Below are 14197 nucleotides of genomic sequence, written 5' to 3' on the forward strand. Positions count from 1 at the left end.
GTGGCGGCGTCCACCCCCGACCTCGTCCGAGGGCGTTGCGTCCGGCCACCGCAGCGGCGGGCGACCGGACATCTCGCATTGGCCGTCCACTGTAGGCGAGTCTCCTCGCCGGCGCCTCAGCTTCGCGTCGTCGCGCGCGGGCAGCACGCCGGCGATTCGCCGGGAAAGTCTGACTCGACGGAGATGTCGCGCAGGTCGATGCCCTCCGCCCGCTCGAGGAGGATGGGTGACCACGAGTCGCCCGTGCCCGCGCCGCGCAGCCGGCAGTTCCGGATCACCGTGTCGCGGTAGCGCAGCACGCTCACCACTCCGTCGATCTCGCTGCGACCCCATCCGGCGGCGCGGACCGCGTACAACGGGCCGTGCCAGTGCACGCACACGTCCGAGACGTCGATGGCCGCGCCGACCACGTCCGAGGTCACGAACCGGTCGGTGTTGTCGCCGGGCAGCAGCCGGAAACCCATCTCGACGTCGCGCAGGCAGGCGCCCTCGACCCGGACGTCGTGCACCGAGCTGAGGTAGAAGCCCTCGATCGCGTCGCTGACCCGCAGGTCGGTGACGGTGAGCCGGTGCGGGTGGTAAGTGGGCCCGGTGATCGTCGAGACGTCCGCACCGACCGCGCCCCAGTGCACGGCGACTCCGGTGTAGCCGCCGCGGATCGTGAGGTCGTGCAGGGTGATGTCGTGGACGGCGCCCATGAGCGCCACGCAGTTCGCGTGCTTCTCGGTGGGCCGCTCCACGTGCACCCGCCGGACGTCCACACGGGCGATCCACTCGGGCGTCTCTTCGTAGAGGTAGTCCCCGATCGTGATGGCGGTGCCCCGGTCGCCGCCGTGTTCGCCGGGGTCGGCCGGCGGCGGGCGCAGGCCCAGGTCGCTCACCGACACGTCGGAGCCGACGACGTGCAGGACCGGGTGCCCGGTGGTGCCTATCGACTCGAGCCAGGTGCGCGGCCGGCCACCGTTCGCGCCGACCACCTCCGAGCCGCGGATGGTCCAGCCGCCGGGCACGCGCAGGCCGTCGCTGACCACGTACGTGCCGGGTGGCAGCTCGAGCTTGCCCGCCGGCGTGGAGTCCAGCGCCTGCTGGAGCAGGCGGCGGTTGCGGTCCGGGTCCGCCCCGAGCGCCGGCCGGTGGATCATCGGCCCGGGACCGTGATCCGGCAGGACAGCCCCCGGTCGCCCGGGTCCAGGCCGATCAGAATCGGACCCTCCGACGGAGTGGTCCGGCGCAGCTCCAGCGCGGCGGCCTCGCGTTTCACCAGCTCCAGATTCACGGGTACGCCGGTGAGCAGGTCGATCGCGCGCACACCGGTCGCGGAGCCGGGGCGGGACCGGTGCACCTCGGCCAGGACCCGGGTGCCGGCGCGGCGGGCGGCCCGGAGCACCTTGAAGCCGGCCCGGGCGGGCTTGCGGCGGGTCAGCCTGGTCGAGGGCGAGCGCGGCAGGGGCGGCGCCGGGGTGACGGGGGACACCTCCAGCCGGAATTGCTCAGGGCCGCCGGGCGGCAGCAGCGCCAGGTCACAGCCCGTGGGTCCGTCCGGCACCGGTGTTGCGGTCGTGGCCGGCTGTGCCCGTACCGATATCTTGTCGATCCGCACGCCCAAGGCGGAACGCGCGGCGACCCGGCCGTGCACCCAGTCGGGCCGCGGGGGTTCAGCGAGCTCGACCATGAGCAGGCCGTCGCCGTCGAGATCGGCCGCGGCCAGGTCGAACTCGACCGTGACCTTCGCTCCCCCGGCGTGGCGCAGGCCCTGCCGCCGCGCCAGCACGGCGGCACCGCGCAGCTCGCCCTGCGCCCGGACCAGGACCAGCCGGGGCAGCTCGGGGGCGAGCCGCGGCGGGCGCACCCGGTCGGACCACCACCGGGTGCCGGTCTCGTCGAGGTGGATCACCACCGAGATCCGGGTCGGCACGCCCGGGCTGCTGACCTTGAGGCCGACCGCGCCGTGGTCGCCGGTGACCCGCCCGAGGATGGCGGCGCCGCGCACGACCTGGTCGACGATGCACACGCCGGGGTCGCGACCGCTGCCCACCTCGACCGGCAGCCCCTCGATAACGTGCTGCGGTTCGTCGTAGTCGGTGGCGAACCAGGAACCGATCATGCCCGAAAATCCGTCCGGGTCAGCATCGGTTCCTTGCGGGTCCACATCCGCTCGACCGAGGCGTAGAGCGGGTCGGCGTCGGCCTCGATGTGCCGGAAGGTGGCGCGCATGGTCTTGAGCAGCGTGTCTGCCGGCCAGACCTCCCACTGCGGCACCAACGGCGTCACCACGTCGGTGCCGCTGCGGTAGAGCCACAGCCAGAGCCGGGCGCGCCGGACCTGTTCCTCGCTGACCAGGTCGACTCCGTCGCGGATGGCGGAGATGCTCTGCTCGAGGGTCTTCCAGTAGGCGTCCTGATCGTCGACGACGGTGGAGAGCCCGCACGAGCTCCACTCCGACCAGCCGGCCTGGATGACCGGGATGCCGTACGCGGGCAGCTCGTTGCTGACGCTCCCCCGGACCGTGACTCCGAGGTCGGTGAGACTCCACAGCGCGTTCTTGCTCAGCGTGGCGCTGGGCCGGAACGCCATGTGCTTCACGCGCTTGTACTTCGCCGCGACCGAGTCGAAGAAGCCGGTGGAGTCGTAGAGCGCCTGGCTCGGGTGGTCGAGGAAGAGCCACTGGGCGCCGGTGTTCTCCGCCGCATGCGCCGCCGTGTCAGCGAACCAGTCGGCGAGGCTGGGGAAGAGCTCACGGTTGGTGCCGAGCGCGTCCGAGACCGCATGGTTGAAGACGGTCACGACCGGCCGGGCCGGGTCGAAGCCGATCCGGTCCACGACGTGGGTGCGCAGGCGCGCCCGCTCGGCGGGGTTGTTGAGGTCGACGGAGGCGGTCACGCCGCCGCGCCACCAGCTCGGCCGCCCGAGGTTGACCTTGGCACGCCACGCGACCAGCTCGGCGCTGGGCCGCAGCTCCTCCTGCCGGGACCAGACCTGCGTCTCGAAGACGTCGCCGATGTGCCGGGTCAGCTCCTCGCGGAACGTGCCGGTGCCGGTGTCGGTCTCCGGGAAGAGCCCGTACGCCTTGAGGCACCCGGTCTGCTGCATGTGGATGATCGGGATCCGGGCGCGCCGGGCCGACTCGACGGCGAGCCCCCACTGGTCGTAGTCGACGTGGCTGGTGACCAGCGCGACCACGTTGCGCCGCATCAGCTCGTCGTAGAAGTCTGCGAGCCGGGTGGCGTACGTGTGCCGGAGCTTGTAGTCCGCCCGCGACCGGTAGCCGTCGGGCAACCGCGGCACCTTGGCGAGCCGGCAATAGGTCGCATCGGCGTACGCGACGACGGTCTCGTCATCCCGGGCCGGCGTGTCCGAGCGGCGGACCCGGTCCCAGACGTCGATCACCTCGGAGGCGGCGAAGGCCTCCGACACCTTGCGGACCACGTCCACGTCGAAGCCGCTCCACAGCGTCCTCGACCACTGGTCCTCGACGCCGGTCAGCACCACCATCCGCGCCGGATGCACGCGCCGGATGGCATTCGCGAACGCCAGGTTGCGCAGGTTGACCCGGATGTCCTGGTGGAACGCCTCCACCAGGATGACCGCGTCGTCAGCCGGCCGCGGGAGGTTCTTCTCCCAGTACACAACTGCCGACTCGAGGAACCACTGGAGTTCCTTCGCGTTCGCGTTCAGCCACACCGTTGCTCGCGCCTCTCAGATCAGGTCCCAGGACAGCGGCGATCCCTTGGCCGCGTCCCGCTGGAAGGTGCGCCCGAGCACCATGCCGATGGCGTCCGGGGCCAGGCCGCCGGTGGGCCGGATGGAGCGGACGTTCTCCTCGGTGACGGGATCGCCCGCCTTGACGTCGGCCACCACGAAGAGCGAACGCCGGAAGCGCAGTCCCTCCCGCTCCGCTTCGGTGGGGCCGATGGAGGTGGTGCCGAGCGCCTGCCAGGCCCGCTCCGACTCGACGACCAGGGCGGCGAGCTCCTGCGGCTCCAGGGAGAACGCCGAGTCCACGCCGCCGTCCCCGCGGTCCAGCGTCACATGCTTCTCGATCAGGCAGGCCCCGAAGGCCACGGCGGCCACGGGTACGCCGATGCCGAGCGTGTGGTCGCTCAGGCCGATCGGCACCCGGAAGGCCTCGGCCAGCACCGGGATCCGCCGCAGGTTGGTGTACTGCGGCGGGGCCGGGTAGGAGGCGGTGCAGGAGAGCACGACGATGTCCTCGGCGCCGGCGGCCCGGGCGGCGTCGACCGCTGCGGCGATCTCCTGCACGCTCGCCATGCCGGTGGAGATGATCAGCGGCTTGCCGGTGCTCGCGCAGAGCCGGATCAGCGGCAGGTCGGTGATCTCGGACGAGGCGATCTTGTACATCGGCGCACCGAGTTTCTCGAGCAGCTCCACCGCCGTGCGGTCGAACGGGCTGGAGAACGGGGTCAGGCCGCGCTCGCGGGCCCGCTCGAAGATCGCGTCGTGCCACTCCCACGGCGTGTGCGCCCGCTCATAGAGCTGGTAGAGGTACTCGTCGCCCCACAGCTCGTGGCCCTTGGAGATCTGGAACCGCGGGTGCTTGACGTCGACGGTCATGGTGTCGGCCGTGTACGTCTGGATCTTGATGGCGTGCGCCCCGGCGTCGGCGGCCGCGTCCACCAGGGCGAGGGCCCGGTCGAGCGAGCCGTTGTGGTTGCCGGACATCTCGGCCACGATGTACGGCCGGTGCCCCGCACCGATCTCCACGTCGTCGACGTTCACTGCACTCTCACTTTCTCGATCCACACCACGGTCTGCGGCGTGCCGTCGATCAGCCGTTCGTAGCGCTTCGTCTCCCGGAACCCGAAGCGCCGGTGCAGGGCCAGCACCTGGGCGTTGACGGCCAGCGTCTCGCCGCCGAGCCGCTCGAGCCCGAGGTCGTCGAACGCGTACCGGACCGCGGCCCGCTCGAGCCGCATCCAGGTCGGCAGGAGAGCGCCGCCCAGGCCTGCGACGTCGAGGTAGAAGCTCCAGCTCGGCGGGTCCTCGCGCAGGTCGAAGACGACGACCCCCTTGTCGTCGAAGATCAGGAGGTGCCGCCGGGGGTCCCCCATGGCGGCGTCCCACCACTTCGCATGCTCTTCCGGCGAGATGACGTGGGTGGTCAGGCTGACCGAGCGCACGTCCGGGTGGTTGCGCCAAGCGAGCACGGTGTCGCGATCAGCATCGACAGCAGCACGCAACACTCGGGGCACACCTCTCACGTTGTCCTGGTGGAGGCGTCACCGTATGGTCGCCGCTTGAGCCGGCTGTGGCGCGGAGGCAAGGGCCGGGCGAACCGCAGGTGACAGCTCGGGGTCGCGCTTGCCGATCCGGTACGCCTGCCGCAGCCCCGCGTACAGCGGGTAGCTCCCGATCCGGACCAGGCGGTGCTTGACGCCCGGGTGGCCCGGATAGTCGGCGGGCAGGTAGCGGCGGTACTGCGTGACCAGGCGCTTGAAGAAGGCGCGCCGTCGCCCGGGCTGGAGGCGGCCGTCGTTGCCGGCCACCACCAGGAGGTGGTTCATCATCAAGGTGAACAGCTGGTGACACAGCCACGGCTCGGGATTGCGGGCGGCGACCCAGGCGAACATGCGGTCGTACTGCTCGAAGGCCTCGAAATGCCGCTCGCTGCGGGTGGCGGTGATCGCTCCCAGGCGGCCGATCCGGTAGTGGTAGCAGACCCGATCGAGGACGGCGATGCGGTCCGCCGCGATCAGCACCGGATTGCTGAACGGGACGTCCTCGTACCAACCGGGCAGGAAACGCAGGTCGAGCTCCTCGAGCAGGCCGCGGCGCACGACCCGGTTCCAGGCGGTGTGCTGGAGCTTGATGAGGCTGGTGAGGCGCGGGTCCTTGAGGACGCCGCTGCTGGCGTCGGGCTCCAGCCGCCCGTTCTCGTGCACCCTCAGGTGGTCGACCAGCAGGACGTCGGGCCGCTCCGCGCGCAGCCGGTCCAGCACCGCGCGGACCGAGCCGGCCGGGAGCCAGTCGTCGCTGTCGACGAACCAGACGTACTCGCCCCGGGCCTCGGCCAGGCCGGCGTTGCGGGCGAGCCCCAGGCCCACGTTGTGGCTCAGGTGCACCACCCGCAGGTCGCCGTGGCGGTCGGCGTACGCGTCCAGCATCGCCCCGCACCCGTCCGGCGAGGCGTCGTCGACCGCGATCACCTCGACGGCCGCCGACTCCTCGGCGGTCAGGCCGGCGCGGATCGACTCGAGGCACTGATACAGGTAGCCCTCGACCCGGTACACCGGCACGACCACCGACAGCAGCACGGTATTCATGCCGATCACGCTCGACCCCCGGGGTGACCAAAGGTGAAACCCCGGTTGTCCGGAACACGTCCGCGGTGAGGCGGGCCGCAAATTCTCACGCCGGCGGCCCAACGACCGATCAGTGCAGTACCGAACCGGAAGCTGAGGGAGTGAGCGTGCACAAAACGGACCGGCTGCTGCGCGCCTCCGGCATGTGCGCACTCATCGCGGCCCTGTGGTTCACCGTCAACCTGGTGCATCCAGTGGGGCCACGCGTGCTGCTGTGGTTGCCCACCGCCGTCGCCGCCTGCTTGCTGGTCGCCGGTTTCGTGCGTACCGCGCGGACTGAGTCGTTGCTCCCGGCCACCCGACGGTTCTGGCAGCACCTGACGGTCGCCGCGGTGGTCATCGGCGTCGGCGTGTCCTCGCAGGCGTTCGACGTCCTGGCCGAGGCGCACCCCCGCGGGCCCCAGACCGGGCCGGTCATGCTGATCGGCTCCGGCGTCGGCGTCTTGATCATCATGTACGCGCTCTTCCGGCTCCCGCTCGGCCGGCAGTCCGCCGGTGAACTCCTGCGCGTCGTGCTGGACGCCGCCACGCTCATGCTGGCCGCCGCGGTGTTCCTCTGGCACTTCTCGACCCGCTCGGCAATGCACAACGGTGACGACACGGGCATCTTCATGTCGCTGCTGGTCACCATCATCGCCCTGCTGGCCGTCTTCGCGGTCGCCAAGTTTGTGCTCTCCAGCCACTCGCACGTCGACAACGAGGCGCTGCGGCTGCTCGCCGTCGCCATGTTCGTAGGTGCCGTCGCCCCGATGTTCCGCCCCTTGTTCGAGGAGGTGAACCCGCACCTGTTCCCCGACATGGCGAGCACCCCGATCGTCTACTACATCGCCCTGCTGGCGGCCGCGCGGCAGCGGGTGGCGCCGGGCGGTAAGCGGCGTGGGGCGGTGGTGCCACGGCAGCGGTCGTTCAGCGTGCTCCCGTACGCGGCCGTCGCCGCGGTCGACGGGCTGCTCGTCTCGGTGACCTGGTCGCACGGCGCGGACGAGATGGTCGTGGTCGGCTCCGCGGTACTGCTCACCGCGCTGGTGGTGCTGCGCCAGCTCACCGCGTTCCGGGACAACAGCCGGCTGCTGGCCCGCCTCGACCACAGCGCCACCCACGACGGCCTCACCGAGCTGCCCAACCGGGTGCTGTTCCACTCCCGCCTCGAGAAGGCCCTCGACGCGACGAGTGACCGCCCGGTGGCCGTCGCCCTCATCGACCTCGACGACTTCAAGGAGGTCAACGACACCCTCGGGCACGAGGTCGGCGACCTGCTGCTGGTCGGGGTGGCGAAGCGCCTGGAGGGCTGCGTCCGCGCCGAGGACACCGTTGCCCGGCTCGGCGGCGACGAGTTCGTCGTGGTGCTCGACGACGCCGACCCGGCCGCCGCCGACCTGGCCGCCGAACGCATGATGAACGCGCTGCGCCAGCCCGTCTACGCCGACGGCCACGAGCTGCCCATCCGGGCCAGCATCGGCATCGCCGACGGGCGTACCGGCGACCGCGCCTCCGTGCTGCTGCGCCACGCCGACATCGCAATGTACGCGGCGAAGAACCTGCCCGGCACGGCCTGCCTGCACTACGACCCGACCATGTCGGTCAGCGGCAGCGACCTCGGCACGGAGCTGCGCGACGCGATCACCGGCGGCCAGCTCTTCCTGCTCTACCAGCCGATCGTCTCGCTGGACGACGGCCACATCATGGGGGCCGAGGCGCTGGTGCGCTGGGCCCACCCGATCCGGGGCACGCTCGCGCCGGACGCCTTCATCCCGGTCGCGGAACGTACCGGCCTGATCGTGCAGCTGGGGCACTGGGTCATGCGTACGGCGTTCGCCCAGCTCGCGGAGTGGAACGTGATGCACGGTGACGCCGCCCCGCAGGTGCTGAACGTCAACGTGTCGGCCCGTGACCTGCGCGAACCCGGCTTCGCCGAGCACGTGGCGGGGCTGCTCACGGAGTTCCGCCTGGCCCCCGAGCGCATCGTCCTGGAGATCACCGAGACGATGGCGCTGGAGCCCGGACCCTCCGTGGTCAACCTGCTCCGGCTGCGGGGCATGGGCGTACGCGTGTCGCTGGACGACTTCGGCACCGGCCACTCGACCCTGACGCTGCTGCACGACTGCCCCATCGACGAGATCAAGCTCGACCGCTCGTTCACCCAGTCCCAGGTCGACGACCGCCCGCCGGTCTCGGCGGCGGTCATCCACCTCGCCCAGGCGCTCGGCCTGCACGCGGTGGCCGAGGGCGTGGAGACGGCCGACCAGGCGGAACAGCTGTTGTCGCTGGGCTACATCGCTGCGCAGGGCTACCACTTCGCGCGCCCGATGCCGCCGGCCCGGCTCAGCGAGCTGCTCGCCGCGAAGAAGTCCCTGATCCCGTCCGCGGAGACCGTTTCGACGGCGTGACCGCTCCGGAAGGGTTGCATCGGCCGAACCGGGGGTACATCGCGGTCGTAGGCAACGCTTCCCCGGGAGGTTTCCATGGGTACCGATGACAAGATCGACAACAAGGCCGAGGAGCTGGGCGGCAAGGTCAAGGAGGGCGTCGGCAAGGCGACCGACGACGAGAAGCTCGAGGCCGAGGGCAAGGTCGACCAGAGCAGCTCGAAGCTCAAGCAGGCCGGCGAGGACATCAAGGACGCTTTCAAGAGCTGACGTCCCACGCATCGAAGGGCGACCGCCGTGGCGGTCGCCCTTCGCGCGTACTCAAGCGGTGGGCACCAGCTCGCGGTGCTGGTCCGCGGGCACCGGCGCGGCCGGGGGCGGCTCGTGCGCCACCTGCGGAAGCCACTCCAGCCAGCGCGGCAGCCACCAGTTCCGCTCGCCGAGCAGCGCCATCACGGCCGGCAGCAGCACCGCCCGGATGATCGTCGCGTCGAGCAGCACCGCCGCCGCCAGCCCCACCCCGAGCTCCTTGGTCGAGATCAGCGGCAGCGTCGCGAAGAGGGCGAACACTGCCACCATCACCACCGCCGCGCTGGTGACGACACCGGCCGTGCCACCGACGCCGCGGGCCACCGCTTCCCGGGTCGGCAGACCCCGGTCATGCCCCTCGCGGATGCGGCTCAGCACGAACACGTGGTAGTCCATGGACAGTCCGAACAGGATGATGAACAGGAACAGCGGCATCCAGTTGGTGATGCCGCCGGCCGCCCGGAAGTCGAGCAGCGACTCGAAGTGGCCGTACTGGAAGACGTACACCAGCATCCCGTACGCCGCCGCGACGGAGAGCAGGTTGAGCACGACGCCGGTCGCCGCCACCACCACCGAGCGGAACGAGACCAGCAGCAGCACGAACGCCAGCCCGAGGACGAAGCCGAACACCCACGGCAGCGACGCGTCCAGCCGGCGGTTGAAGTCGACGTTGCTCGCTGTGTCGCCGGTGACCGCCACCGTCACGTCCGGGAGCCTGCCGAACGCCTGCGGCGCCACGGTCGTGCGGAGAGTCTGCAGCGCTTCTTCCGACGTACGGTCACTGCCGCTTCCGGGCAGCCCCACCGAGACGACCGCGACCGTGCCCGCCGGATTGACCCGGACGTCGATCGGCTCCCGCAGCCGGCCCGTGGCAACCGCAGCCCGTTTGAATCCGGCCAGTGCGGCCTCGAACTCCGGCCCGCGCACGGTCCGCGCGCGCACCACCACCTCGGCGGGCGAGGTCTCGCTCGGGAAGGCCGCGTTGATCCGGTTGAACGCCTGCACGATGGGCGCATGCGGGGAGAAGTCCTCCAGCCCCTCCCCCTTCGTCCGCAGGTCGAGCATCGGCGCCGCCAGCGCGGCAAGGGCCGCGACCGCCACCAGAGCCGAGAGCAGCGGCTTCGCCAGCACGACCCGCAGCACCGCGGTCCAGACGCGCCCCTCGGTACGCCGCCGGTACAGCCCCGGGATCTTGATCGCGTCGACCCGGTCGCCGAGCGCGGAGAGCAGCGCGGGCAGCACGGTCAGCGAACCCAGGACGGCGGTCGCCACCACGAGGATGGTGCCCACCGCGAAGCTCTGGAACGTCGCGTCGTACGTGAGGAACATCCCGGCCATGGCGACGATCACGGTGAGACCCGAGACCCAGATGGACCGGCCGGAGGTCTGCGCGGCGATGACCAGCGCGCGGTGCGGATCGGCCCCCTGGCGGCGCTCGTCACGTTCCCGGCGGATGTAGAAGAGGCAGTAGTCGACGCCGACCGCGAGGCCGACGAGGAGCATGACGTGCATCGTGGTGTCGACGGCCGGCACCAGGCGGCTCGCCCCCGCGAGCAAGCCGACTGCGGCGACCACGGCGGTGACGGCCAGCCCGACCGGCAGCAGCGCGGCGACGACCGCGCCGAACGCCACCAGCAGGATGCCGATCGTGATCGGGATGGACAGCATCGACAGCCGGTTCAGGCCCTCGTCGAGCGAGTCGCCGATGAGCTTGTCACCGCTGGCGTCGCCGGCCTCGGCGACGTAGTGGCCCGGATGCCGCCCCTGCACTCCGGCCACGGCGTCGAGCAGCGGCTGGACGCGGTCCTTGGCGGTCTCGGCATCGCCCTTCATCGTGAAGGGGATCAGCGTCGAAGCGCCGTCCGGCGAGACCAGCGGGTCACTCACGGCGGCGACCTCCGCCTGCGCCTTCAGCGTCCGCGTGACATCGTCCACCACGGCGTCACGGCGCGCGCCCTGGACGAGGACCATCTCGCCGGCCGGGCGTGCGGGAAAGCCGGCCTGCTCGACGATCCGGTCCGCCCGTCCCGACTCGCCGTGCCCCTGATCGGCGGCAGACGCCTCCCGGGTGCCGAGATGTCCACTGAGGATGGCGATGCCGACGACGAAGGCGATCCACCCGAGGATCGCCAGAGTGCGGTGCCGGGCGCTCCACACGGCGGCACGGGCCGCTATCCCGGTGACGTTCTCCCTGTGTTTCATGACATCCGACGTTAGGAATTCGAAGGCTCCGAGACGACCCGGCCAGCCACCCGGTGCCGGGTAGGGCTAGCACCACCTCCGCGTGCGAGGCTGTCCGGATGTGGGAGACCGTGACGACCGGGCTGTCCGGCGCGGTGGTGACCCGCCGGGCCGGCGTCTACCGCAAGACGTCGGACGACCAAGGCCACGACCTCGTCGCCGAGGGCGAGCGCCTGAGGTGGCTGCGCGCCCGCGGCATCCCGGCGGCCGAGGTGCTCACGTGCCGCCCCGGCCTGCTCGAGACGGCCGAGGTCCCCGGGCGGCCGGCGTCCGAACACTGGCCCATGGCAGACCGCCCACGGATCGTCGACGCCCTGGCCGACTTCACCCGCCGGCTGCACGCCCTGCCGGTGGCGGAATGTCCCTTCGACCGGCGACTGGCGGTGACCATACCGGAGGCCCTGGCCGCGGACGTCGCCCTGGACATGCTCGACGCCGAACGCGCCGGCTGGGACCGCGACCAGCTCGTAGCGCGCCTGGTCGCCACCCGCCCGGCTCTCGAGGACCTAGTCGTCTGCCACGGCGACCTCTGCCTGCCGAACGTCCTGCTGGACCCCGTGACCTGCGAAGTCACCGGCGTGGTCGACGTGGGCCGGCTGGGCGTGGCGGACCGCTGGGCGGACCTGGCCCTGACCACCCGGTCGCTTGTCGGCGACGGCGACCGCTTCCTCGACCGGTACGGCATCCCTCTCGACCCGGCGAAGCTGGAGTTCTACCGCCTGCTCGACGAGTTCTTCTGACCGGTCAGCTCTGCAAGTAAGTCAGCACGGCGAGCACGCGGCGATGCTGTTCCTCGTCCGGCGGCAGGTCGAGCTTGGTGAAGATGTTGCGGACGTGCTTCTCCACCGCGCCCTCGGTGACCACGATCTTGCGGGCGATCGCGGTGTTCGACCGTCCCTCGGCCATGAGGCCCAGCACCTCCCGCTCGCGCGGCGTCAGGTTGCGCAACGGGTCGTCGCGGCGCCGCCGGACCAGGAGTTGGCCGACGACTTCCGGGTCGAGGACGGTCGCACCGGCGGCCACCCGGCGCAGGGCGTCGAGGAACTCGCCTACCTCGGAGACCCGGTCCTTGAGCAGGTAGCCGACGGCGCCCAGCCGGTCGGCGAGCAGGTCGTCGGCGTACTCGACCTCGACGTACTGGGACAGCACCAGGACCGGGCTCCCCGCCACCCGCTTGCGGGCCTCGACGGTGGCGCGCAGCCCCTCGTCGGTGTGGCTGGGCGGCATCCGTACGTCGACGATCGACACGTCGGGCTCGTGCGCGACGATCGCCTCGACGAGCGCCGGGCCGTCACCGACCGCGGCCACGACGGTGACGCCGTTCTCCTCGAGGAGCCGGACCAGACCCTCGCGCAGGAGCACGGCGTCGTCGGCGATCACCACACGCATGCCGAGGAGCCTAGCGAGCCGCGCCCGTGAACCGGTGCCGTGGTCCGTCCGTTGGTGCGGTGACCGCCGCCGTGCGGCTCAGCACCGCGTCGGACATCACGGCCGGCAGACGAACGCGAGGACTCGGATGGCAGTGGGCAAGCTGCGGAAGGCCGCGGCCGTCAACGACGCGCAGAAGGCGATCACCCAGCCGAACGCGACGCACATCGTGCTGGCCGCGATCAGCCTGATCGGCTTCGGGCCCGTGATCGCCATGGCCCTGCTCCTGCTCATCGTGATCATCGCGATCACCGGTTCCGCGGCGTCGCAGCCCGACCCCAACTCCTCCAGCGGCGCGGGGGACTTCGCGAGCGCGTACATCGGCGGTGACGGCAAGGGGACCCTCGCGGAGGACAAGCTGCCCGACAAGAGCCTGGCGGCGCCGATCAAGAAGGCGGCGAAGGAGTGTGATCTGCTCAGCCCGGCCGTGCTGGCCGCGCAGATCGACGTGGAGTCCGGGTTCGACGCGAAGAAGGTCGGGCCGAACGGCGAGAAGGGCATCTCCCAGGTGCCGGCCGAGGCCTTCACGAAGTTCGGCAAGGACGACGACGACAACGGTACGGTCTCCGCCCTCGACGCCGAGGACTCGATCTCCGCCCAGGCGCGGTACCTGTGCTCACTGGGCGACGAGGTGCAGAAGCTGCTCGACGACAAGAAGGCGATCGGGGACAAGCTGACCCTCACGCTGCTCGCCTGGGACAAGGGCATCGACCACGTCCGGGAGGTCGGCGGCATCAAGGGCATCGACCTGCGCAGCTATCCGTTCCAGGTGCGGTCGCTGTTCGCCAATTACGTGACGGGCGAGCCCGAGCCCAGCGCCTCGGCCACCTCCGGCTCCGCGAAGCTTCCGGCCGGTTCGGGACCGGTCACCGAGGCCCAGTTCGACGAGATGTTCCCGGGGCGGAACCCGCTTTATTCGTACGCCGGACTGGTCGCCGCGATGGGCAAGTTCCCGGACTTCGCCGGCACCGGCGACGACACCCTCCGCAAGCAGGAGGTCGCGGCGTTCCTGGCGAATGTGAGCCACGAGTCCGGCGGCCTGAAGTACGTCGACGAGGCGAACACGGCGAACTGGGGCCACTACTGCGACGCCTCGCGATCGTACGGGTGTCCCGCCGGCCAGACCGCGTACCACGGCCGCGGGCCTTTGCAGCTGAGCTGGAACTACAACTACCAGGCCGCGGGTGACGCCCTCGGCATCGACCTGCTGCACGAGCCGGACAAGGTGGGCACCGACGCGTCGGTGGCCTGGCAGGCGGCCCTGTGGTTCTGGATGACCCAGAGCGGTGCGGGACCGATGCCGGCGCACGCCGCGATCACCGGCGGCGCCGGGTTCGGCGGGACGATCCGCAGCATCAACGGCTCGCTGGAGTGCAACGGCGGCAACGCGGGCCAGGTCCAGAGCCGGGTCAGCCTCTACCGCACCTTCACCGGCAAGCTCGGCGTCGAGCCCGGCGAGAACATCAGCTGCTGACCCGAACGCCGAGGCGCGGCGGTTGTCAAGATCCTAATTCTCCCTCTGTGCCGGCGGCC

At 71.1% G+C, this 14197-nt stretch carries 12 protein-coding genes; 4 read left to right on the forward strand and 8 right to left on the reverse strand.

The genetic code is table 11. The features are described from left to right. Positions 1-116: 116 nt before the first annotated feature. From AB0368_RS04810 to AB0368_RS04835, 6 genes are read right to left on the reverse strand one after another with little or no spacing between them, the layout of a single operon-like run. Positions 117-1142, reverse strand: coding sequence for a hypothetical protein (locus AB0368_RS04810; RefSeq protein WP_366152445.1), 1026 nt, complete (start codon positions 1140-1142; stop codon positions 117-119). Then, positions 1139-2104 (reverse strand): hypothetical protein, encoded by a 966-nt coding sequence (locus AB0368_RS04815; RefSeq protein ID WP_366152446.1) that lies wholly within the window; start codon positions 2102-2104, stop codon positions 1139-1141. The genes AB0368_RS04810 and AB0368_RS04815 overlap by 4 nt, the downstream gene beginning before the upstream one ends. Next, positions 2101-3681 (reverse strand): hypothetical protein, encoded by a 1581-nt coding sequence (locus tag AB0368_RS04820; RefSeq protein ID WP_366152447.1) that lies wholly within the window; start codon positions 3679-3681, stop codon positions 2101-2103. Before AB0368_RS04820 ends, AB0368_RS04815 begins: the two co-directional genes overlap by 4 nt. Before the next feature lie 15 nt (positions 3682-3696). Further along, complete coding sequence (pseI, locus tag AB0368_RS04825) at positions 3697-4737, reverse strand: pseudaminic acid synthase (RefSeq protein ID WP_366152448.1); 1041 nt, start codon at positions 4735-4737, stop codon at positions 3697-3699. Further along, complete coding sequence (locus AB0368_RS04830) at positions 4734-5201, reverse strand: GNAT family N-acetyltransferase (RefSeq protein ID WP_366152449.1); 468 nt, start codon at positions 5199-5201, stop codon at positions 4734-4736. The genes pseI and AB0368_RS04830 overlap by 4 nt, the downstream gene beginning before the upstream one ends. Positions 5202-5237: 36 nt before the next feature. Continuing rightward, positions 5238-6281 (reverse strand): glycosyltransferase, encoded by a 1044-nt coding sequence (locus tag AB0368_RS04835; protein ID WP_366152450.1) that lies wholly within the window; start codon positions 6279-6281, stop codon positions 5238-5240. A 146-nt stretch (positions 6282-6427) separates the two neighbouring features. On the opposite strand from AB0368_RS04835, the gene AB0368_RS04840 reads away from it, so the two are divergent. After that, entirely contained in the window at positions 6428-8707 is a 2280-nt protein-coding gene (locus AB0368_RS04840) for an EAL domain-containing protein (protein ID WP_366152451.1), read from the forward strand. A 75-nt stretch (positions 8708-8782) separates the two neighbouring features. Beyond that, entirely contained in the window at positions 8783-8956 is a 174-nt protein-coding gene (locus AB0368_RS04845; RefSeq protein ID WP_366152452.1) for a CsbD family protein, read from the forward strand. Between the two features lie 51 nt (positions 8957-9007). On the opposite strand, the gene AB0368_RS04850 is transcribed toward AB0368_RS04845, so the two are convergent. Then, entirely contained in the window at positions 9008-11197 is a 2190-nt protein-coding gene (locus AB0368_RS04850; RefSeq protein ID WP_366152453.1) for an MMPL family transporter, read from the reverse strand. A 98-nt stretch (positions 11198-11295) separates the two neighbouring features. Between AB0368_RS04850 and AB0368_RS04855 the strand changes: the two genes are divergently transcribed. Next, entirely contained in the window at positions 11296-11976 is a 681-nt protein-coding gene (locus AB0368_RS04855; RefSeq protein ID WP_366152454.1) for an APH(3') family aminoglycoside O-phosphotransferase, read from the forward strand. 4 nt (positions 11977-11980) lie between these two features. Here AB0368_RS04855 and AB0368_RS04860 read toward each other — a convergent pair whose 3' ends face one another. Further along, positions 11981-12625, reverse strand: coding sequence for a response regulator transcription factor (locus tag AB0368_RS04860; protein ID WP_366152455.1), 645 nt, complete (start codon positions 12623-12625; stop codon positions 11981-11983). 127 nt (positions 12626-12752) lie between these two features. Between AB0368_RS04860 and AB0368_RS04865 the strand changes: the two genes are divergently transcribed. Then, positions 12753-14138 (forward strand): glycoside hydrolase family 19 protein, encoded by a 1386-nt coding sequence (locus AB0368_RS04865; RefSeq protein WP_366152456.1) that lies wholly within the window; start codon positions 12753-12755, stop codon positions 14136-14138. The last annotated feature ends 59 nt before the right edge of the window (positions 14139-14197 follow it).

The organism is Actinoplanes sp. NPDC051475, from assembly GCF_040689425.1.
Taxonomy (GTDB): domain Bacteria; phylum Actinomycetota; class Actinomycetes; order Mycobacteriales; family Micromonosporaceae; genus Actinoplanes.